Annotated in this window: 12 protein-coding genes; 11 read left to right on the plus strand and 1 reads right to left on the minus strand. The window is 53.6% G+C overall.

Features of this window, described 5'->3' with window-relative positions:
- Nucleotides 1-96: 96 nt before the first annotated feature.
- The 3 genes from I2G69_RS00455 to I2G69_RS00465 all read left to right on the plus strand — a co-directional run bounded on the left by I2G69_RS00455 (nt 97) and on the right by I2G69_RS00465 (nt 5,205).
- Entirely contained in the window at nt 97-1,566 is a 1,470-nt protein-coding gene (locus tag I2G69_RS00455) for a polysaccharide deacetylase family protein (protein ID WP_195560009.1), read from the plus strand.
- A gap of 290 nt (nt 1,567-1,856) precedes the next feature.
- Nucleotides 1,857-4,475 carry a cation-translocating P-type ATPase gene (locus I2G69_RS00460; protein WP_195560010.1) on the plus strand — a complete coding sequence of 873 codons (2,619 nt, stop codon included), beginning with the start codon at nt 1,857-1,859 and terminating at the stop codon, nt 4,473-4,475.
- A 229-nt stretch (nt 4,476-4,704) separates the two neighbouring features.
- Nucleotides 4,705-5,205, plus strand: coding sequence for a hypothetical protein (locus I2G69_RS00465; protein WP_195560011.1), 501 nt, complete (start codon nt 4,705-4,707; stop codon nt 5,203-5,205).
- 90 nt (nt 5,206-5,295) lie between these two features.
- Here I2G69_RS00465 and spoIID read toward each other — a convergent pair whose 3' ends face one another.
- Nucleotides 5,296-6,276, minus strand: a complete 981-nt coding sequence (gene spoIID / locus I2G69_RS00470; protein WP_195560012.1) for a stage II sporulation protein D — start codon at nt 6,274-6,276, stop codon at nt 5,296-5,298.
- A 320-nt stretch (nt 6,277-6,596) separates the two neighbouring features.
- On the opposite strand from spoIID, the gene I2G69_RS00475 reads away from it, so the two are divergent.
- From I2G69_RS00475 to glgA, 8 genes are all read left to right on the plus strand, one after another.
- On the plus strand, nt 6,597-7,934 hold the full coding sequence (locus I2G69_RS00475) for a citrate/2-methylcitrate synthase (protein ID WP_195560013.1): 1,338 nt from the start codon (nt 6,597-6,599) through the stop codon (nt 7,932-7,934).
- 160 nt (nt 7,935-8,094) lie between these two features.
- Nucleotides 8,095-8,964, plus strand: a complete 870-nt coding sequence (locus I2G69_RS00480) for a hypothetical protein (protein WP_195560014.1) — start codon at nt 8,095-8,097, stop codon at nt 8,962-8,964.
- Between the two features lie 126 nt (nt 8,965-9,090).
- Nucleotides 9,091-10,110 (plus strand): type I glyceraldehyde-3-phosphate dehydrogenase, encoded by a 1,020-nt coding sequence (gene gap / locus I2G69_RS00485; protein WP_087229876.1) that lies wholly within the window; start codon nt 9,091-9,093, stop codon nt 10,108-10,110.
- 456 nt (nt 10,111-10,566) lie between these two features.
- Nucleotides 10,567-15,939: a discoidin domain-containing protein gene (locus tag I2G69_RS00490; protein WP_195560015.1), complete on the plus strand. Its 5,373-nt coding sequence runs from the start codon at nt 10,567-10,569 to the stop codon at nt 15,937-15,939.
- A gap of 765 nt (nt 15,940-16,704) precedes the next feature.
- Nucleotides 16,705-18,750, plus strand: coding sequence for a 1,4-alpha-glucan branching protein GlgB (gene glgB / locus I2G69_RS00495; protein ID WP_191448155.1), 2,046 nt, complete (start codon nt 16,705-16,707; stop codon nt 18,748-18,750).
- 70 nt (nt 18,751-18,820) lie between these two features.
- Nucleotides 18,821-20,044: a glucose-1-phosphate adenylyltransferase gene (locus I2G69_RS00500; RefSeq protein WP_087229886.1), complete on the plus strand. Its 1,224-nt coding sequence runs from the start codon at nt 18,821-18,823 to the stop codon at nt 20,042-20,044.
- Complete coding sequence (gene glgD / locus I2G69_RS00505) at nt 20,044-21,159, plus strand: glucose-1-phosphate adenylyltransferase subunit GlgD (RefSeq protein ID WP_087230299.1); 1,116 nt, start codon at nt 20,044-20,046, stop codon at nt 21,157-21,159. Before I2G69_RS00500 ends, glgD begins: the two co-directional genes overlap by 1 nt.
- A gap of 49 nt (nt 21,160-21,208) precedes the next feature.
- Nucleotides 21,209-22,633 carry a glycogen synthase GlgA gene (gene glgA / locus I2G69_RS00510; protein ID WP_087229889.1) on the plus strand — a complete coding sequence of 475 codons (1,425 nt, stop codon included), beginning with the start codon at nt 21,209-21,211 and terminating at the stop codon, nt 22,631-22,633.
- Nucleotides 22,634-22,694 lie beyond the last annotated feature (61 nt).

A 22,694-nucleotide genomic window follows, 5' to 3' on the forward strand; every position in this document is an offset into this window, starting at 1 on the left:
AGATTACGAATACAAAAGGAAAATTTTTCTGCCAATGGTTTATCGTCTGTATGCAGCGCCCTTTCTTTGGGATACTACTTACGAGAGGGTGATACCATGCGAAGCACAAAAGAACTGCGGAGCGCACGTGCGGCAATTTTTATCGGGGCCATTTTGACGGTTTTAGCGGCCGCAGCCATATTTTTCGTCATGCACATGGGCGACAACAAAAATTTGTCCGAACGGGAACGGCAGGCGTTGGCACAGACGCTTTATTTTCCAAATCCATCGGAAAATCAGCAGATCGGAGAGACGGAATCCATTGTAAACAACGACCCAGATCATGCGGTCAGTATCCACTATCCGGTTTTCGGCATTCAAGCGATCGATTTACAGGTTTTGGAGGTAGTGGAGGACTTGCAAAAGGGCCATCGGGAACAGTTGGGACAGGAACAGCAGACCACTGCAACGGATGTGCAATCCGATTTGCTGGTGGATTATCAGTCTTATATGGCCGGGGACCGGACTGCCTCCATGGTACTCACGGTGAAGGAACAATTTTCCACTTGGTCCAACGCACGGGATCGAACGATCGCCATGGTTTTTGACCTGCTAGAGGGGAGGCAGCTGGGGCTCGGGGACATTTTCCAGAACGATTATCTGGAACGCCTTTCCGAAGGGGTACGAAAATCGTTCCGCGAATCGTCCGGCAACCTTAGCGCAACCGAAACGGAGCAGTTTTTGGCGGGCACCACACCGGATATGGATAATTTTCAAAACTTTGCCCTCACAACGGATGCCGTACGCATCTATTTTGAGCAGGGGCAGATTTTCCCGGAACAGGATGGAGCACCAATGGCCGAAATCCCTTATGAAGACCTGGCGGGCGCTCTTCGGATCCGAACCGAGGGGCCGCTGCTCTCCGTCGCGGCTGCGCCGGAGGTGGAACTCACAGAACCGGAGCCGGTCGCCGTCGATCCAGGCCGCCCGATGGTTGCCCTGACCTTTGACGACGGCCCCCATCCGATTGTGACGCCCCGCATCCTGAATTTGCTCAAACAGTACAACGCGCGCGCAACCTTTTTTGTCCTGGGAAACCGCGTGGACAGCTACGCCGATGTATTACAGCGGGAATACACGGAAGGGCACGAAATTGGAAACCATTCCTATAACCACGCATCCCTTTCCAAACTGGATGCACAGGAGATTGCCTTTCAGGTGCAGGAGACGGATGAACGCATTTCGCATTTGCTTCCCACAGCGCCGGTGCTCTTGCGGCCCCCTTATGGGGCGATCAATGATGCAGCAAGAGAGGCCATACAAAAGCCGTTTGTCCTCTGGTCGATCGATACGCAGGACTGGAAGAACCGCAGCAGCGGCGCCATTGCCAGCGAGGTTTTGGAAAAGGTAAAGGATGGGGATATCATCCTGATGCACGACCTGTACGCCGCGACAGCGGATGCGTGTGAAGTGATCCTCCCCGCGTTGGCAGCGGAGGGTTACCAATTTGTCACAGTATCCGAGCTATTGGAGAAACGGGACATCGTTCCAGCGGCAGGGCAGGTCTATACCCACGCCACAGCGTAATATGGAAAGAAATTGTAAATTTTTTGTGGGACGGTTGACAAGCGAGCGGTTTGACGGTATACTAATCTCGAATTAAAAACTCATTCTGTTGTTCATCCATCAAGAGGGAGTAGTTTCATAGACATGCCGTCAACATACCCGATTTGAAAAAATCTGGCGGTGTGTGCCGTTGATCGGTTAACAAGACTTTTGGATGGCTGTCCTGCATTACGCTTGGGCAGCTGGCCGGAAGTCTTTTTTTGTTATATACGGCCGGCAGCAGGAAGAACTGTATGGAAGGAGAAAACATTATGGCAGACACATTTTTCAACCGCTCTGTGGAAGAGGTCTTGCGAGAGCAAGAGAGCTCTTCCGGAGGCTTATCCAATGCACAGGCAGCGGACAGGCTAAAAAAATACGGACCCAATGCGCTGGTGGAGGGAAAAAAGAAGAGCGTCCTCCAGGTGTTCCTGGAGCAGTTTAAAGACCTATTGGTAGTGATCCTGATCGTGGCGGCCATTATCTCCATGCTGTCCGGGCAGGGAGAGAGCACCATCGTCATCTTTGCCGTTCTGATTCTCAATGCAGTCCTCGGCACCGTGCAGTACTTCAAGGCGGAAAAATCCCTGGAAAGCCTCAAGGCGATGTCCTCCCCAACGGCGAAGGTTTTGCGTGGAGGCGCAAAGGTGGAGGTCCCCTCCAAAGAGGTGGTGCCGGGCGACATCGTGTTTCTGGAAGCGGGCGACCTGGTGGTTGCAGACGGGCGCGTGATTGAGAACTTTTCCCTCAAGGTGAACGAAAGCTCTTTGACCGGCGAATCCGAAGGAGTGGAAAAGACCGAGGAGGTCATCCCCGGCGAGAAAGTGGCCTTGGGCGACCAGAAGAATATGGTCTTTTCCGGTTCCCTTGTGACGTATGGCCGCGCCACTGTTGTGGTGACGGGAACCGGCATGCATACGGAGATCGGCAAAATCGCCTCGCTGATGAACCAGACCCAGCAGCGCAAGACGCCGTTGCAACAGAGCTTGGACGACTTCAGCAAGAAATTGGCGGTCATCATTCTGGCGATCTGTGTGGTGGTCTTTGGCCTGTCCCTGTATCGGGAGATGCCCATCCTCGACTCCCTGATGTTCGCCGTGGCGCTGGCAGTGGCTGCAATCCCAGAGGCGCTCAGCTCCATAGTGACCATCGTGTTGGCGATGGGGACGCAGAAGATGGCCAAAGAAAATGCCATTATCAAAGACCTGAAGGCGGTGGAAAGCCTCGGTTCCGTCTCGGTCATTTGTTCCGATAAGACCGGTACGCTTACACAGAATAAGATGTGCGTCCAGAAAATCTATGCCGACGGCCAATTGCTGGACGGGAAGGACCTCCAATTGCCGAACGGCCCGCAGCGCCTGCTGTTAAAAATCGCGATCCTGGCGAGCGATGCAACTTCTGTGGACGGCGCGGACATCGGCGACCCGACCGAGGTGGCGCTGGTGCAGTTGGGCGACTTGTTCGGGGTCGAAGAAGTGGCCTACCGCCAGCAGCACCCGCGTCTGGGCGAAATCGCCTTTGATTCGGACCGTAAGCTCATGAGCACCTTGCACGACATCGACGGGACCCCCACGTTGTTGACCAAAGGCGCGATCGATGTGATGTTGGGCCGTGCAACGAAGATTTTCACCAGCAAAGGGGTTTTGCCCCTGGATGAAGCGGGCAAGCAGGAAATTCTGCGCGTCAACAATGCGCTTTCGGAGCAGGGCCTGCGGGTGCTGGCCTTTGGCTATCGCCCGTTGGATGCGGTGCGCCCCCTCACCTTGGAGGACGAGACCGATATGACCTTTGTGGGCTTGATCTCCATGATCGACCCGCCGCGTGAGGAATCCGTGCAGGCGGTTGCAGACGCAAAGCGCGCTGGCATCCGCACGGTGATGATCACCGGCGACCACAAGGTGACCGCCACGGCGATTGCCCGCAAGATCGGCATCTTTACCGATGGGGATATGGCACTCGAGGGCGTGGAGCTGGATGCCATGTCCGATGAAGAGCTGGATCAAAAGCTCGCCAAAATCGCGGTCTATGCCCGCGTCTCCCCGGAAAACAAGATCCGCATTGTGGACGCTTGGCAGCGCAAGGGCCGCATCGTCTCGATGACGGGCGACGGCGTGAACGACGCACCGGCCCTGAAAAAGGCGGACATCGGCGTTGCCATGGGGATCACCGGCACAGAGGTCAGCAAAGATGCCGCTTCCATGATCTTGGAGGACGACAATTTTGCCACCATTGTCAAGGCGGTCCTAAACGGACGCAATGTCTATGAAAACATCAAAAATGCGATCCAGTTTTTGCTTTCCGGCAATATGGCAGCCATCCTCTGCGTGCTCTTCGCATCCATTGTGGGCCTGCCGATGCCGTTTGCCCCGGTGCATCTGCTGTTCATCAACCTGCTGACCGACAGCCTCCCCGCGATTGCGATCGGCATGGAGCCTGCCCGCAAGGACCTTTTGGACCGCAAACCGCGCGATCCCAAGGAACCCATTTTGAATCGGTCCCTTCTGGGGAAAATCTTTGGGCAGGGCCTGTTGATTGGCATCGCGACCATGGCGGCGTTCTACATTGGCTATGGCTCGACGCAGAATGCAGCGCTCGCAATGACGATGGCGTTTGCTACTTTGACGCTTGCCCGCCTGTTCCACGGGTTTAACTGCCGGGGAGAGAAGTCGATCTTTCGTCTGGGCCTTGGCAGCAACAAATATTCCCTGATGGCGTTTGCAGCGGGGATTGTGCTGTTGGCCGCTGTGTTATTGCTGCCCTTCTTGGAGACGTTGTTCCAGGTTGCCCCGCTGACCCTGGCAAACGTTGGCATGATCGTTTTGCTTGCCATCCTGCCCACCGTTTGCATCCAGATTTTCAAAGTCATCCGTGACCTGGTGAAAAAGGGCTAAACGCCTGCGTTTCCCGCCCAGAGAACCTTCTGCGCATAAGATGTTCGAAAGCCTCTATCCATGTCAAAAAAGATGTGGGTAGAGGCTTTTTTGTTTCGGAGATTCGATCTAAATCATTCGATTTATTCTTACAAATTAGAGCTTTTAATTTTGTAAAGAAATTTCACTTCAAAACCACTTGTTATTTTGCTGAAAATATATTATATTGATCTTGGAAGGAGGGAGAATCATGGGTGCTTTTTTGCGGAACCATGCAGGCGTGATTCAAGCCGCTTTGGGCGTCGTGATCTTGTTGTTGCTGATCGTATGGTTTAGTTCGCCTGTCTATTGGGTCGCCTGTACATTGGCGGTTTTGGCAGCCAGCCTGTTCCGCGCGTGGCTGTCCTATTTCTCCATCCGGGAAGAAGCGCGGGAGGAAGGGCGGCGTTTTCTTGGCTGGGCGGAACCGGCGTTTTTGAACATGCTCGATACGACTTGTTATGCCTATACATGGCTGTTGGTTGCATTCCTCAGGCAATTCCCTGCGCTCCGCTGGCTTTGGTACATCCTGTTGGCCATCGGCTGGGGTGTTATGTTTGTATTGGCTTTAAGAGGGGAAAAGGTACAGTGCCAAGAGGCGGGGAAACCCTTTGTTTGGTATCGTGCGCGTGCCTTCTGGTTGTCGCTTCTTTGCTTAGCGCTTTTTTTGTTACCGGTCATCGTTGCTTATTGTTCGGGGTTGTTTACATAAGCTGTATTTTCCCACAATGGCGCTCGTCCCGCCGGAACGTCAATATGCAGAAGAGAACGCCTCCTGTCCTTTGGGACGGGAGGCGTTCTTTTATACGGAAACCAGCGTGGTGTTGGGGTAATACCACGCCAAAATTTCCTGATAATCCGAACCCTGCTGCGCCATAAATTGCGCGCCGGTCTGGCTCATGCCCACGCCGTGCCCATATCCCCGGACCGTAAACGTAAAGATGCTATCCGCGCAGGCGAGGGTAAAATTGGAGGAGCGCAGGCCGAACGCCGAGCGCACGTCGTCGCCATCCACCGGCTGCCCGCCGATGGTGATCTGTTTCACCGAGCCGGAATTCGTGCATGCAGCTTCGCCCACCCAGGTGGATGGGTCGCCGGAAAAATCCGCGTCCGGCGCTTTTTCCTGGATGGCGTTCCGGAATTCTTCGGCGCTGAACGAGGCGGTGGTCTGGTAACCGCTGGCAAACAGGTCGCCGGGGCTGGCAACCGGGACGAGGTAGTCCAGCTTTCCGCCCCATACGTCCTCCGAGCTCTCCGTCTTTCCGGAGGAGATTGCGAAATAGGTGGCGTCGATCAATTCCCCATCGCTTTGAAGGGTCTGGCCCGCGATGCAGTCGATCACCTCCGTGAGTTTGTCGTAATACTCCTGAAAGGATTCTCCCCAGCGCTCCTGCATCTGTTCTTTGCTGACATAGACCTTCCAGTTTTGGAGGTCAGCGGAAAAGTCGCTGTCCGCGTTTTGCTCGCGGGCCAGCGCACGCTGCCGGCTGTAATAGGTGTAAGCGGCGACCGCCTGTGCTTTTAAGGCCTCCGGCTCCGCGCTGGGGGCCATTTCCGTGACGATGGCCCCATAGAGGAAGTCCCGGTCCCCGACGGTCAGGACCTCGTTGGTGGATTCGTCCCGGATGCGGAACGAGGCGTTCTCAAGATCCGCCGGGGGGCCGGAATCCGTCACCCGCGGGGAATCTGGAAGCGATCCGGACAGGTTCGCTCCGATCGCCAGGAAGGGGATGCACAGCATGGCGAGAAAAAGCAATAAGCATAAAATCGTCGTACCTTTCATTTTTACACCTCCGCAAACAAGCGCCTTGTCCGCATTTCTACGGCTATTCCATTTTTACATGGAGGATGTTTGAATTATGCATAAGGATGCTGTAAATTGCAACGATATTCGCATTTTCGAACAAAAAATGAAATAATTGACAATTTTTCATGCATTTTTACGGCCTTTGTCTCTGTTCCAAGGATTGACTTCCCTATGGCAATCCTTTACAATAAAATCGTTGCACAAAAGGGAGTGGGTGAAACAGGTCGGTTTTGCCCGATGATTGAAAGAACGGAGTGAATGTTAGGATGGAAGAGACACAGCAGAATGATCAAAAAATGGAATTTCGAGCGCTCTGTGAGGAATTTCGGGCGAATAACCAGATTCCCCCGGAAAAATTTGACCTGTATCAGGTAAAACGCGGCCTGCGGAATCCCGACGGGACGGGCGTGATGGCCGGTTTGACGCTGATTTGCAACGTGCATGGCTATTTGATCGACGACGCGGAACGCATCCCGGATAAGGGTATCCTGACGTACCGCGGCATCAACGTGGAGGACATTGTGGAGGGCTGCCGCCGGGAAAACCGCTTTGGCTTTGAAGAGGTCGCCTGGCTGTTGCTGTTTGGCAAGCAGCCGACCCGCTCGCAGTTGGAAGGCTTCTGTAAACTGCTCAACAGCTATAGGGAGTTGCCCGATTATTTTGCCGAAGATATGATTATAAAGGCGCCGTCCCGCAACATCATGAACAAACTGGGCCGTTCGGTATTGGCACTGTATTCCTATGACGACAACCCGGATGATCCTTCCTTGGAAAACAACATGCGCCAGGCTATCCAGCTGATCGCGCGTTTGCCCACCATTATGACGTATGCCTACCAGGTGAAACGCCGCCATTTTGACCGGCAAAGCATGTTTTTCCACCCGCTGGACCCGAACCATTCCACGGCGGAGGCCATCCTCAATGCCATCCGCCCGGACCGCGTCTTTACCGATGAAGAGGCCAAGCTGCTGGATCTGTGCATGATTCTGCATGCGGAGCACGGCGGCGGCAACAACTCCACCTTTACCACGCGCGTGCTTTCCTCCACGGGGACGGATATTTATTCCGCGATTTCCGCCGCCATCGGTTCCTTGAAGGGGCCGCGGCACGGTGGGGCGAACCACCGCGTCATGATGATGATGGACGACTTGATGGGGCATGTGAAAAACTGGGAGAGCGACGACGAAGTGGGAAGCTACTTGGAAAAGATTGTCCGCAAGGAGGCCGGCGACCGCTCCGGGCTGATCTATGGCATGGGCCATGCGGTCTATACGCTGTCCGACCCGCGCGCCGTGATTTTAAAAGAAAATGCGCGTAAAATGGCGGAGGAGCACGGCATGCTGCGGAAATTTGAGCTGTTTGAGCGCGTGGAAAAGCTCTCGCCGGATGTATTCGCAAAGGTGAAGAACGACCGGAAGGTCATCTCTGCAAATGTGGACTTTTACTCCGGCCTGGTGTATGAGATGCTGGGGATTCCGAGCGACCTGTACACGCCGATGTTCGCCGTATCCCGCATTGCGGGCTGGTGCGCACACCGCATCGAGGAAATGGAAACCTGCGGCCGCATTATGCGCCCCGCATACCGCTCCTTGACGCATGAAAAGCAGTACATACCCATTGACGAACGGGAATAAGAGGCTTCGTACCGCCAGGCAGTGTTTCAGCGCTGCCTGGCGGTTTTTGATCCGCGGCAACATTTTGCTATTATGAGAAATAAGAAAATTAAGATTGCTGCAATTGTGTAGAATAGAATACAATGTCGCTTGATACTATTGTAAAAAGGGGAAATATCCGATGTCTATGAAACATGCCTGGTTGGTTTTTCTGGTTGCGCTGGTTGTGGTGCTTCCCGTTCGCCTGTATCAGCTTTTTGCCCTGATGGAAGAGGATACTGGATTTTTAAACGGCGGTACGGCGACTACGGCGGTGCTGGTGGTTGTCCTGCTGCTTGCATTTGCTGCGATCGTGGTCATTTCGAAGGGAAGCAAGCGGATGCCGGCGAGATATACGCCTTTGCGGAGCATCCCCACGGCTGTCCTGTCCGGGCTGACCGGCGCGTTGCTTCTGGTCAACTCTGTCAGCAATATTTTTATCTATAGTGTGCAGATCAATGGGACGGCTCCCAGTGGGGAGAGCACAACCCCTGCCGGTGTGATCGGCCTGGCAATGGCGATTGTCGGGATCCTGGCGGCGTTCGCCATTTTTCTGGCGGCCTATGGCTTTGCCACGGGGACGAACCCAGTGGGCGAGCATCCGCTCGTCGCGCTTTTGCCAGCGGTTTGGGGATGCATTTGCCTGGTTCTGCTGTTTATCTCCTATACAGCAGTGGTCAATGTGTCGGAAAATGTGTACGACATGTTTGCGGTGGTATTGCTCCTTTTGTTCCTGTTTGCACAGGCGAAATTTTTCGCCGGCGTGGAGGGCGAAAAGAGCGGGCGCATGTTGGCTGCGACCGGACTTCCGGCAGCACTGCTGGCGCTTTTGACCTCCGTGCCGACCCTGCTGATGGCGGTTCTGGGAAGGACCGTCCCGGGGCTGTTCCCTGCAGGGCTTCATCTGGTCAATTTGTGCATGGCTTGCTACATTTTGTCCTTTTTGTCCGCCGCGCGCAAGCTGCCTGTGGACGTGAGCGCAGCCATCCGGACAGGGGAAGAAGAAAATTGAAGAGTTTTCCAGAAAAATATTTAAAAAATGTAAGTTAAATTTATATCAAACTCTTGTATTATCGCTGCGAATGCTATAAAATAATAGCAGGATAGACCACTATAAAATTCAGGAGGTACAAGTTCTATGTCTATTAAAGTTGGCATTAATGGCTTTGGCCGCATTGGCCGCCTGGTATTCCGTGCCGCTGTTGCGCAGCCGGAGACCTTTGAGATCGTTGGCATCAACGATCCGTTCATCGACCTCGACTATATGGTTTACATGGTGAAATACGACACCATGCATGGTCATTTCGATGGCACCGTAAAGGCTGAGAACGGCAAGCTCGTTGTCAATGGCAAGGAGATCAGCGTTTTTGCTGAGAAGGAGCCGTCCCAGATTCCGTGGGGCGCTGTTGAAGCGGAGTACGTTGTGGAGTCCACGGGCGTGTTCTGCACCACCGAGAAGGCTTCCGCTCATATTCAGGCTGGCGCTAAGAAGGTTGTTATCTCCGCTCCTGCAAAGGATAAGGAAACCCCCACGTTTGTCTGCGGTGTTAACCTCGACACCTACACCAAGGACATGAAGGTTGTTTCCAATGCTTCCTGCACAACGAACTGCTTGGCTCCTCTGACCAAGGTTATCAACGACAAGTTCGGCATCGTGGAAGGCCTCATGACGACGGTTCACTCCACCACTGCAACCCAGAAGACCGTTGACGGCCCGTCCAAGAAGGATTGGCGCGGCGGTCGTGCAGCTGCTGGCAACATCATCCCGTCCTCCACGGGCGCTGCTAAGGCTTGCGCACTGGTTATCCCGTCCGTTAAGGGCAAGCTGACCGGTATGTCCATGCGTGTTCCGACCCTGGACGTCTCCGTTGTTGACCTCACCGTAAGCCTGGCGACCAAGACCACTTACGAAGAGATCTGCAAGGCGATCAAAGAAGCTTCCGAAGGCGAGCTGAAGGGCATCCTCGGCTACACCGACGAAGCGGTTGTTTCTTCCGACTTCCTGGGCGATCCGCACACCTCCATCTTCGACGAGAAGGCTGGCATCATGCTGAACGACCATTTCGTCAAGCTGGTATCCTGGTACGACAACGAATGGGGTTACAGCAACAAGGTGCTCGACCTCATCAAGCATATGTACAAGGTTGACCACGAATAATTTGGCCGGCGGTTAAAACCGAAACGTAAAGGCTGTGAGCCCCTGCTCTTTGCATTGCAAAGGGCAGGGGCTCTTTTTGTTTACCTAGCGGTTGTATCGCACAAAAGATCAAAAGGTTGCCTAGTTTAAAGGGCGTCTGCCCTCCATTGAGATTATGTTAAGCTTTTCATTTTATTTGGAACCGCGCTCGAGTGTTTTGCTGGATTTCCTAAAAAATATAGAAAAATATTCCAAAAATTCGCCATAATATCTTATTCCTTGATAAATGTATGTATAATTAATAAATAAAACAGTCGGGCTCTAGTCGTTAAAAATATGTAATATATATAAAATTGTAAAGAGGATATATGATAAAAGGAATAGAAGGGAGGAGCGGAATTTTAAGGGCTTTTGCGGCCCTTCTCATGTGTCTTCTTGCAAATGGAATAAAAAGCTATTTTGGAAAGGAGATTTTGCATGATACAAAAAAAAGTCCGTAATCTACTGAGCGTAGTTTTAGCGCTGTTGCTCTGTTTGGGAAGCCTGACCCCCGCGTTTGCAGCCAAAAATAATGTACAGGCCGATCCGGATGCGGAGCTGTCCGTATTGGACATGGCCAACGTGGATATGCTTTCCGGGTACCTATATGAGCGTTCCCAAAAGAATTATGACCGGTTGGAGAGCGACCCCTATCTGTTGCCTTCTGTTCTGGAAGGCGACCCCAATTGGCCGGGGGATTATCAAGGCCGGGCATTGCTGGGAATCATCAGCGAGGCAAAGGCAAACCAAGACCGCGCCCCGCAGAACCTGGAAGCCATGATGCAGGCTTTGCCGGACAAGCTGCTCGACGGCTGTTTCTTTAATGAAACCTTGAATCCCGATATGATTAATGAGCAGTTGATGGCCGGGCACAGCTGGTTCCTGCGTGCGATGTGCGAATTGTACGAATGGAACCAGGATCCCCGTGCGCTCGAAATTATAGAGGGTTTGGTGAATAAGCTTTTAATCCCGGCGAAGGACGGCTTTGCGCGGTATCCCATTATCGAAGGCGGACAGGGCGGCGGAGAGTCCGGCGAGATTATCGGGGAAGAGGCCGGTTGGAAGTTGTCCACAGATACCGGCTGCGTGTTTATCATGCTGGACGGGGCAACCCACGCATATCAAATTACGAAAAACGAAGAGCTCCGTTCGGTCATCGAAATCATGATTGAAAAGTTTATGCAGGAGGATGTGCGCACCCTAAAATTCCAGACGCACGCCACGCTGTCTGCCACACGCGGCATCCTGCGGTTCTACGGCGCTACCCATGAGCAGAAGTACCTCGATTATGCGGTACAGCGCATGGAGGAATATGTCAGCTCCGGCATGACGGAGACGTATATGAACTATAACTGGTATCAGCGCCCGGAATGGACAGAACCGTGCGCCATCATTGATTCCTATATCGCCTCCATGGAACTGTTCCGCTATACACAGGATGTAAAATGGCTGGAATTGTCCCAGAAAATTCTGCTCAATGGCATGGGCGCAGGCCAGCGCAGCAACGGTGGCTTTGGTACCGATACTTGCTGTGGTGTGACCAGCGATTCCTTGGACGTAAGTTCCTATGAAGCGACCTGGTGCTGCACGATGCGCGGCGGTGAAGGCATGGGGAAAGCGTTGGGATATCAGTATATGACCGATGCCCAGGGCCGCCTGTATGTGCTGCAATATTCGAACAATCGCCTGACGTTTGCTTCCGGCGGCGGGGAGACAGTTTTGCAGCAGACATCCGGCTATCCAGAGAATGGAGACGTACAGTTTGCCGTGGAAAGCAGCACCGCTTCGGAGCTTACGATGCGGCTGTTTATTCCATCCTATGTGGATCTCACAACACTCCGCTTGACTGTGGATGGGATGGAGACAGAAGCAAACGTAGAGAACGGCTTTTTGGAGATTTCCTTTGATCCCACAACCGTGGACGAAATCGCACTCCATTTTGACATTCCGGTGATCCGCAATGTGACCATGCCCGCGGAGGACCACATGTTTGGGTACACCTATTCCAAGGGCTTTGCCCTTTTGGGATGGTTCAACGGTCCTGGAACAGATGTGGAAGGCGAGCAGAACCTTCCCTTCGAAGAACGCACGTTGAAGCCCATCTATGAGGCGTTCCATTTGAGCCAGTCCGACCGTTCGGCGACCTCCATTCAGGTGGTGGACACGCCCAATAAAGATATGAGCATTTCCACCGGCGCAGCAGTGTCCGCGTCCAGTTCCTATGAGGCGGACGGCTGGGGGATCTCCGGGCTGGTGGACGGCGCCTATACCAACGGCTGGAGTTCCATGCCGGGCAGAAATCAGACAGAAGACAGCACGGAATGGGTCCAGGTGGATCTGGGAGGCGTATGCTCCATCCAGGAGATCCTGCTGTATCCTTCGGATAATCTCGACGGCGCTATGATGCCTGTGGATTATGAAGTCTTGGTTTCGGTGGACGGAAACGAATGGACGCCGGTCAAGAAGGTGGAGGGAGACACGGTCACCAGCAAACCCCGCGCCATTCTGTTTGACGAGCCGGTTGAGGCTGGCTATATCCGCGTAGTGGGCACGAAGCTCCGCTTGGCGAATGAGACAGACGGCTACCTGATGCAGATTGGCGAGCTGGAAGTCTATAGCGATGATGTGGTTATGTTGCAGATCGCTTCCAATGACCCAATGGCCTATGCAGCGGTGCGCATCAATGGCGGCGATGAGAAAATCCTCCCATATACAGGCGCATTCCGTGAAGGGCAGGAGCTGACGATTGAACCGGTCATCCTCAACGAAGCGGACTACGGTTTCTTCTCCTGGGGCGGCGATGTTTCTTCCGATGAAGAAACCATTTCTTTGACGATGGACAGCGACCATTCGCTGGTGTTGAATCAGGCATTGGCAATATCCGAAAATCTGGCGCTGCATGCGGCGGTGAATGCGAAGAACACCATCGAATCTTTGCCGGATTGGAGCACATCGAACCTGACGGATGGCGTCCTTTTGACGCCGGGAGATGTCAGCGGTTCCAAGGGCTATACAAGCGCGGCAACTACCAATCCCGATGTCTCCGCAGACCCGTATTGGGTTGAAGTGGATCTGGGGGAAAACACCGAGTTTAACCGCGTGCACTTGTATCCACGCTCCGATTATTTTGCGGCAGATGGAAGCACATGTTCCTTCCCAGAGGATTTCACCATCTCCGTGCGTAAGGACGGGGAGGATACATACACGGTCATCGGCACTTACCACGACGTTGTGGCCCCCGAGTATTACTGCCCAGCGGTTTATACCTTTGATGAAATGCAAGATGCCCGGTATATCCGCGTCACGGTGAATCGGATTGGCAAACTGGCAGCCGATACGACCACCAACTATATGTTCCAGCTTTCTGAGATGGGTGTATACCGCATCGACGAAGCACAAGACACCTATCAGCTGTATTTGGAGGGGACGCCCGGAGGAAAGATTTCTGTGAATAACGAGCTGGTATCCCTGCCATATTCCCAGGAATATGCAAAGGGCGACCGGGTGACCATAGAAGCCATTGAAACCACAGGTACGTTCATTGGCTGGGAAGGCAGCCAGACCGGTACGGATTCGGAAGTCTATTTGATTATGAATAGCGATCAATCCGTCCGTGCGAATTTCCAATATGGCAACATGGTTCCCAATAGCAGCATGACGGCGGAAGCAAGCAGCGAAACGAATCCACAGCACGACTACGATGGGCCGGCCTCTTTTGCCATCGATGGGAACATCCAAACCCTTTGGCACAGCCGCTATGACCCGCAGCAGGACCCGCTGCCTGTGGATATCACGCTTCGCTTTGATACCGTACGCCAGATTAACCAATTTGTATATGTACCGCGGCAGACCCCTGGACAGAACAACGGTATCATTACAAAGTACCGCTTGGAAATCCAGGCAGCGGACGGAACATGGACGCAGGTATCGGAGGGCGACTGGGCGCTGGATATGGCGGAGAAAACCGTGGAATTCTCCCCGACAGAGGCACAGGCTGTCCGCTTGACCGCCATGGAAGGATACGGTGGCTTTGCTAGCGCAGCAGAGCTGCGGGTTTACGAGGTGCCTACGGTCTATACGGTCTCTGGATGCGTACTTGCCGGCGAAACCGGTGTGGACGTGGGAGGAATCCCCGTGTACCTGTATACGGCCGGCAACCCAGATCAAGCGATTGATCTTACAACGACCGATGCAGAAGGGAACTTTACCTTTACCGATGTAAAAGCGGGCGATTATCTTGTCCAGGTCAACGCAGTGGAAGGCGCTTATCTGGCGTCCAGCGTTGCCGTAACCGTATCGGACGGGGATGTGACCGATGCCGATCTCACGTTGCGTGGGCAGCCGGAATTGACCGTCACCTTCCCGAAGACGGTAAAACTGAGCATCGGCGGCGAAGAGCAGACGATTGCAAACCTGCTGGGCAAGTATTCGGCCGACGTGATGGCGGACACCGAACTCAACCTGGCCTTTGCACCGCGCGTAGAAGGCCGCGAGATCGCAGGCGTCACCGTGAACGGCGAAGCCATTGCGGAAGACAGCTTTGACGTTTCTGAATATGTCTACAGCGCAGCCATGCCGAACGCGGACACCACGATCGAGCTTGGCTTCACAGTGGTAGACAAGCAGAACCTGCGCGCTGCCATTGAGATTGCAGAGGGCCGTGCAGATGAAGCAGCGGAAGCCGTTCCGTCCGTACAGGAGAAGTACGAAGCGGCTTTGCAGGCGGCGAAGGACGTCGAAGCAAAGAAGACCGCAACGCAGGACGAGATCAACACCGCATGGAGCGACTTGATCGACGCGCTGCACTACCTGAGCTTTGTTGCAGGCGACAAGAGCCAGCTGGACATCCCGATGGAAATCGCAGATTCCATCGACCGCGACCTGTTTACGCCGGACAGCCTGGATGCGCTGGACGAAGCGTATGCGGCGGCGGAAGAGCTGTTGGACGATGAAGAAGTCCTGGAAGCGGACATCACCGCAGCGGTGGATGCGCTGTATGACGCCATTTATGGCCTGGTCTACCGCGCAGACATCAGCAATCTGGAAGCGCTGGTCCTCAAGGGCGACAGCATTGTCGAAAATGCAGACCAGTACATCCAGAACGAGGCATGGACGAGCTTTGAGACTGTCCTGGCCGAAGCAAAGTCCGTGCTGGAAGATGCAAATGCAACGCAGGATGCGGTGGACACGGCTGTGAAAGACCTTACGGCGGCGATCTCCGCCTTGCGCATGATCCCGAATAAGGATGCGCTGGAAGCATTGATCGGAGAAGCTGAAGCGATCAACACCAATAAGTACACGGCGAAGAGCGTGGCAACGATGAAGGCCGCATTGAGCACTGCGAAGGCAGTGCTGAACGACGCAGAAGCGACCAAGGAAGAGGTTGCAGACGCAGTCGAGGCGTTGGAGAACAGCATCGACGGCTTGGTCGAGAAGAGCACCTCCACGGGCTCGAAGAACAGCGGCAGCACGTCTGCAAACGTCGGCAACGCATACGGCGCAGCGGGCGTGGTATCCGCAAGCCAGAGCGTGGCAGCGAATGCCTATGTGGTTTCCGACACGACGGTCAACTTCACGCTGAAGCACGGCCAGGCGTATTGCTTCAAGATGACCGTGGTCAACGGCAACAACATGGTGCCGGGCTTCACGGCCGGCAACGGTGAAGTGCTCAAGACGCAGTTCGTGGCGAAGATCGGCAACGACTACTACTACAGAGTCTATGCCATCGGCACACCGGGCCAGAGCACGGGCGTTTACACCACCCTGCCGGGCAATGCCCCAGTTAAACACTGTGCAGTAACGATTGGATAAGTGCTTTCGTAGACGGACGCCGTAGGCGCGTAAGACGTTGCACGTCCTGTGAAACATTGTGCCGTGACGATTGCGTAAGTGCTTTCGTAGACGGACGCTATGCGTCCATTGCACGGTAGCCATTGGCTAATCGGAAATAAAAGACAAAAAGGGAAGGCAGCTTCCCTCTAAGCAACGAGGCCCCAACCCCGGAAGAGTTCCCAGGGTTGGGGCCTTTTCTATCATTCAATGCTTTTCTTTTTCACAGCTGATGCGGAAGGATGGCTTCCGGTCTTTAGGTGGTTTTTCTTGCTTCTGTAGGGCTTTCCCATATGGAGCGGAAAGCCAACTCTTCGCAATTTGCTTTCTTAGGGGACGCCGTAGGCGCGAAAAGACGCTGCGCGTCCGCCGTAGGCGCGAAAGGCACTGTGTGCCCGCCGTAGGCGCGAGAGACGCTATGCGTCTGCCGTAGGCCAAGGGACGTTGGGGTCTGTGCCTTTGGAAGTGTTCAATTTTTGCCTTAAATCCTTGTTTTATATTTGTTAGAACAATGTAAATGGGAAGTCTGTGGGGAGAATAAGCAAAATCTGACAAGCACCCTATGGTATACTGATTTTTGGGAAAAAGGCCATTGCAGCGAAAAACTTGGGCGTTTTATAACAATGTCAACAAAAAAATTTATATATATCCGCAAAATCTCCAATTAAACAACCAAAAACACTTGCTATTTTGTCAGTTTGTGATATGATAAACCTAAAGAAAATGTTACCAGGGGGAGCGGTTCAAATGCCAGATGTGAAAAAAACGGAAGAAAATAATTTTCCGCTATATTTATTCCACGAGGGAACGAATGTCAAGGCCTATGAATACATGGGTTTGCATAAAGCTGCCGTAGACGGAGGAGAAGGGATGTCCTGCCGGGTGTGGGCGCCCAACGCCCAGGCAGTCTCGCTGGTCGGCCCGTTCAACGAATGGGACGAAGAAAAAAATCCGATGGAAAAAATCAGCGACGGCGTGTGGGAATGTTATCTGCCGTTTGTCCTCCCCATGTATGAGATTTATAAGTTCAGCATCACCGGCAAAGATGGGAAAAAAGTGATGAAGAGCGACCCGTATGCGTTCCACTTCGAGGCGGGAATTGGACACGCTTCCCGCTATTATGACATCGAGGGATTCCAATGGAACGATCAGGCGTGGTACCAGCACAAGAAAGAAAAGCCGCATTACAACCAGCCTGTGAACATCTACGAGGTACATCTCGGTTCCTGGCGCCGGTATGCGGATGGAAATGTCTTTTCCTATGACAAGCTTGCTGACGAGCTGATTCCCTATATCAAAGAAATGGGGTATACGCACGTCGAACTGATGCCGATCACCGAGTATCCGTTTGACGGTTCTTGGGGTTATCAGGTCATGGGATATTTCGCGCCTACCTCCCGTTATGGCGAACCAAAGGACTTTATGAGCTTTGTGGAGAAATTCCATGAAGCGGGAATCGGCGTGATCATGGACTGGGTGCCGGCGCATTTTCCAAAGGATGAGGCCGGGCTTGCGCGTTTTGACGGCACACCCTGCTACGAGTATGCGGATTGGCGCAAGGGCGAGCATAAGGACTGGGGCACGCTGGTCTTCGACTATGGCCGCAATGAGGTGGTCAGCTTCCTGATTTCCAGCGCGGTGTTCTGGCTGGAGAAATACCACATCGACGGAATCCGTGTGGATGCCGTGGCTTCTATGCTGTATCTGGACTACAGCCGGAAAGAGGGCGAATGGGTTCCGAATAAGAACGGCGGCAAAGAGAATCTGGAGGCGGTCGCATTCCTGCAAAAGCTGAATGAATCCATCTTTGAGCTGTTCCCAGAGGTCATGATGATTGCGGAGGAATCCACCTCCTGGCCCATGGTGAGCAAGCCCACCTTCTGCGGCGGGCTCGGTTTCAATTATAAGTGGAATATGGGCTGGATGAACGATATGCTCCACTATATTTCCTTGGACCCGATTTACCGCAAGTTTAATCACGACAACATAACCTTTTCCTTCTTCTATGCGTTCTCCGAAAACTTTGTCCTGCCCATCTCCCACGACGAGGTGGTGCATGGAAAGTGTTCGTTGTTCAATAAAATGCCCGGCGATCGGGATCAAAAGTTTGCAAGTGTGCGCACGTTCCTCTCCTATATGATGGCGCATCCCGGCAAAAAGCTGAACTTTATGGGAACGGAGTTCGCCCAAGAAATCGAATGGAACTATGAGCAGGAGCTCGATTGGTGCCTGCTCAGCGATGAGCGCCATGCACAAATGCAGCGCTTCTCAAAGGACCTGAACCATTTCTATCTGGAGCATGCCCCGCTGTGGGAGGTGGACTTCTCCTGGGAGGGCTTCTCCTGGATCTCCAACGACGATTACACCCAGAGCGTCATCGCTTTCCGCCGGTTTGACAAAGAGGGCAACGAGCTCATGGTGGTGTGCAATTTCTTGCCGGTCCTGCGCGAGAAGTATTGCATTGGCGCCCCGTATCCGGGGGTTTATGAAGAGATCTTCTCTTCGGACGCTGTGATCTACGGCGGCAGCGGGCTTTCCAATGGCGCTGAGATCAAAACCCAGGACGACGAGCCCATGCACGGGATGGAGCAGAGCATCTGCCTCAACCTGGCGCCTCTGTCCGTTGTCTTTATCCGATGCAAACAAAAGAAAGTACGCCGCAAGAAACCTGCGGCAAAATCCAAGACGGCTGCGGCCAGCAAGACAAAAAAGACGGCTGCATCCAAGACCTCCTCCGGGGCGGGAACCAAAACAATACGCCCCAGAAAAAAGAAGGCCGAACCACAAGCGTGACCGCCATTTGGCGGACGTTGATACATGGAAATCTCTTCACTATGAAATATGAAGCCAAGGAGGAATCATTATGATGCCAAAACAAGAAGTCGTCGCCATGCTCCTTGCAGGCGGCCAGGGCAGCCGGTTGGGAGTGCTCACGAAAAACCTGGCAAAGCCCGCCGTGCCATATGGTGGCAAATACCGAATCATTGACTTTCCGCTTTCCAACTGTGTAAATTCCGGCATTGAGAGCGTGGGCGTCCTCACCCAGTACCAGCCTCTCTTGCTCAACGAGTACATAGGCAGCGGCCAACCGTGGGATCTCGACAGCATGAACGCTGGCGTGCGCGTTCTGCCGCCGTATCAGCGCAGCCGCAAGTCCGACTGGTACAAGGGTACGGCTAACGCGATTTATCAGAACATCAACTTTATTGAGCGCTATAATCCCGATTATGTAGTGGTCCTGTCCGGCGACCATATCTATAAGATGGATTACTCCAAGATGGTGGCGTTCCATAAGGAACACGATGCAGCGTGTACGATTGCCGTCATCGAAGTCCCCATGGAAGAGGCGTCCCGTTTTGGCATTATGAATACGAACGAGGACGGTTCCATCTATCAGTTCGACGAGAAGCCAAAGGTGCCGAAGAGCAATAAGGCTTCCATGGGTATCTATGTATTTACCTGGAGCAAGCTGCGCAAATATCTGGAAGAGGACGAGGCCAATCCAAAATCCTCCAACGACTTCGGCAAAGACGTCCTGCCGGCCATGTTGAACGCAGGCGAGCGCATGTTCGCTTATCCGTTCCAGGGGTATTGGAAGGATGTTGGGACCATTGAAAGCCTCTGGGAGTCCAATATGGACCTGCTCAATCCCAATGTGGATCTGGACTTGAGCGAAGAGAGCTGGAAGATCTATTCCCGCAACCCGGTTATGCCGCCGCATTATGTTGCAAAAGACGCCAAGGTGCAAAATTCCCTGGTGGCAGAGGGATGTAATGTCTATGGCGAGATCGACTTTGCCGTCCTGTTTGCCGGCGTGTACATTGCTCCGGGCGCACAGGTCAAGGATTCGATCATCATGCCGGGCGCGCGCGTAGAAGAGAACGCCATTGTCCAATATGCCATTGTCGCAGAGAATGCGGTCATCGGCAAGGGCAGCGTCGTCGGCGCACGGCCGGAAGACATGGAAAATAAGGACGAATGGGGTGTTGCGGTCGTTGGTAGCGGCTGCGTCCTAGCTCCGGGCACAACCGTACCCCCCAAGGCGATGATTGATGCGGATACACTTGCAGAGGAGGGGTCAAAATGATTCGCGGAAACAATATACTGGGAATTCTGTTTGCCAATGTCCACGAGGAAAAGATCCGGGAATTGACGGAGAAACGCACCATGGGTTCTGTACCCTTTGGTGGACGGTACCGTCTGATTGATTTCCCGCTGTCAAATTTGGTGAATTCTGGCATTAACAAGGTCGGTGTTGTCACAAAGGGCAATTATCAGTCCCTGATGGATCACCTTGGCTCCGGAAAGGCTTGGGATTTGTCCCGCAAAAGCGCGGGCTTGTTCATGCTTCCCCCGTTCGGCCATGAGTCCTTGATCAACAACAGCCGGGTTGAGTCCCTGGAATCCAGCATGCGGTTTCTGACGAATTCCCAAGAGGAATATGTCATTCTGAGCGACTGTGATGTAATCTGCAACATCGACTATCGCGATGTAATGGCTTTCCACTTAAAGAACCAGGCGGATATCACTGTGATTTACCGCTATGGGAAGCTGCCGAAGATGATCAGCAATCCTTCGGTATACACCATCGATCCGGATGGCCGTGTGCGGGATATGGTCATCAGCCCGCGGCAGAGCGGCGAGTGCAATTTTGGCATGAGCATGCTGCTGATGCGCCGCGACCTGTTGATCCAGATGGTGACCGAGTGTGTGAGCCGCAATTTGTATAATTTTAAACGTGATTTCTTACAGCGGAATATCGAGAAGTTCCGCATTTATGCCTATGAATTCACGGGCTTTGCGCAGAATATCTGCTCGATGAATTCCTATTTTGAGGCAAATATGGCCCTGATGCTGCCCAAGGTGCGCAGCCAGCTGTTTGACCCGAACCGCCCGATCTATACCAAGGTGCGTGACAATATGCCCGCCCGGTATGGCCTCGGCGCAAACGTCAGCAACTCCCTTGTGGCGGACGGCTGCGTAATCGAAGGTTCTGTGGAAAACTGCGTGTTGTTCCGCGGGGTGAAGGTCGATAAGGGCAGCAAGTTGGAGAACTGTGTGATTATGCAGGACAGCGAGATCGGACCGAACTGTAAACTCAACTATGTTGTGATTGACAAGGACGTTGTCATTAAGAACGACCGTTCCCTCATGGGATTCCAGTCTTATCCGGTCTTTATCAGCAAAGGAAGCGTGGTCTGATTCGGCCGCGTAACGTGCAGCATGGAAAAGAAGGAGGAGACATTCAAATATGAAAGTATTGTATTGTACCAGTGAGGCACGGCCGTTTGCCGCTACGGGCGGTTTGGCGGACGTGGCGGGCTCCTTGCCCCAGGCATTGCGCGAACGGCTGATCGGCTGCCGCGTCGTGATGCCGCTGTATGAAGAGGTCCCGCAGGAGCTGCGCGACAACATGCGCTTTGTCACCAGCCTGTCCGTACCGGTGGCATGGCGGCGTCAATATTGCGGCGTGTTCGAGGCGCGGTCCGGCGGTGTGATTTACTATTTGATCGACAATCAGTATTATTTTAAGCGCAAGGGGCTTTACGGCCACTATGACGACGCGGAGCGCTTTGCATTCCTCTCTCGCGCTGCATTGGAGATGCTGCCCTATATCGACTTTAAGCCGGACATCATCCATTGCAACGATTGGCAAACCGCCCTTGTGCCGATCTATTACAGCATCTTCTATGCGAATAACGAGTGGTACCGTGGCATCAAGACCATCATCACCATCCATAACATCCAGTACCAGGGGAAATATGGCAAAGAATTGGTCGAAGACGTGCTCGGCATCCCGAAGTCGGAGAACCATATCCTGGAATATGACGATTGCGTCAACCTGATGAAGGGTGCGATTGAAACTGCGCACCGCGTGACAACCGTCAGCCCGACGTATGCGCAGGAGATCCTCGACCCGTGGTACTCCCACGAGCTGGACGGCATCCTGCGGGAGCGTTCCTGGAAGCTCACCGGCATCCTGAACGGCATCGATACGGTCAGTTATGACCCGGCGACGGATAAGGATATCTACGCCAACTATTCGGCGGACGATTTCAGCAACAAGGCGGAAAACAAGCGCGCTTTGCAAGAACGCCTCTGCCTGGCCCAGGACCCGGATGTGCCGTTGATCGGTATGGTCACCCGCATGGTGGCCCATAAGGGCCTTGACCTCGTCAAAGAGGCGCTGGATCAGCTGATGTGGGAGACAAACGCCCAGTTCGTCATTCTGGGTTCGGGCGACTTTGAATATGAGAACTTCTTCCGCGATATGCAGAACAAGTACCCGGGCCGGCTGTGCGCCTGCTTCGGGTTTGTTCCGGAGCTGTCGCGCAAGATTTATGCGGGTGCGGACATTTTCCTGATGCCCAGCAAGAGTGAGCCCTGCGGTCTGGCGCAGATGATTTCCCTGCGTTATGGCACGATCCCGGTGGTACGCGAAACCGGCGGCCTGAAGGACTCCATCCAGGACAGCGGCGACGGCTACGGCAACGGCTTTACGTTCCGTACCTACAACAGCGGCGACATGCTCCATGCGTTGCATCGCGCAATCGACGGATATTACAACCGCGACGGCTGGAGAATTCTCGTGGAGCGCGCCATGCGCTGCGACAACAGCTGGGGCAAATCCGCCAACGAATACATCCGTTTGTACCGCGAACTTGTCAAAGAATGAAATTTGTGATAGAGTGTGTTTGAACATACACTCTGGCAAAAGGAAACAACCTGCCGGGTCT

The organism is Anaeromassilibacillus sp. D41t1_190614_C2 (genome assembly GCF_015558525.1).
GTDB classification, from domain to species: domain Bacteria; phylum Bacillota; class Clostridia; order Oscillospirales; family Acutalibacteraceae; genus Anaeromassilibacillus; species Anaeromassilibacillus stercoravium.

What these genes read in the sequence shown, in the direction of transcription:
- I2G69_RS00455 (WP_195560009.1), top strand. Translation starts at nt 97, where the DNA reads ATGCGAAGCACAAAAGAACTGCGGAGCGCACGTGCGGCAATTTTTATC.
- I2G69_RS00460 (WP_195560010.1), top strand. Translation starts at nt 1,857, where the DNA reads ATGGCAGACACATTTTTCAACCGCTCTGTGGAAGAGGTCTTGCGAGAG.
- I2G69_RS00465 (WP_195560011.1), top strand. Translation starts at nt 4,705, where the DNA reads ATGGGTGCTTTTTTGCGGAACCATGCAGGCGTGATTCAAGCCGCTTTG.
- spoIID (WP_195560012.1), bottom strand. Translation starts at nt 6,276, where the DNA reads ATGAAAGGTACGACGATTTTATGCTTATTGCTTTTTCTCGCCATGCTG.
- I2G69_RS00475 (WP_195560013.1), top strand. Translation starts at nt 6,597, where the DNA reads ATGGAATTTCGAGCGCTCTGTGAGGAATTTCGGGCGAATAACCAGATT.
- I2G69_RS00480 (WP_195560014.1), top strand. Translation starts at nt 8,095, where the DNA reads ATGTCTATGAAACATGCCTGGTTGGTTTTTCTGGTTGCGCTGGTTGTG.
- gap (WP_087229876.1), top strand. Translation starts at nt 9,091, where the DNA reads ATGTCTATTAAAGTTGGCATTAATGGCTTTGGCCGCATTGGCCGCCTG.
- I2G69_RS00490 (WP_195560015.1), top strand. Translation starts at nt 10,567, where the DNA reads ATGATACAAAAAAAAGTCCGTAATCTACTGAGCGTAGTTTTAGCGCTG.
- glgB (WP_191448155.1), top strand. Translation starts at nt 16,705, where the DNA reads ATGCCAGATGTGAAAAAAACGGAAGAAAATAATTTTCCGCTATATTTA.
- I2G69_RS00500 (WP_087229886.1), top strand. Translation starts at nt 18,821, where the DNA reads ATGATGCCAAAACAAGAAGTCGTCGCCATGCTCCTTGCAGGCGGCCAG.
- glgA (WP_087229889.1), top strand. Translation starts at nt 21,209, where the DNA reads ATGAAAGTATTGTATTGTACCAGTGAGGCACGGCCGTTTGCCGCTACG.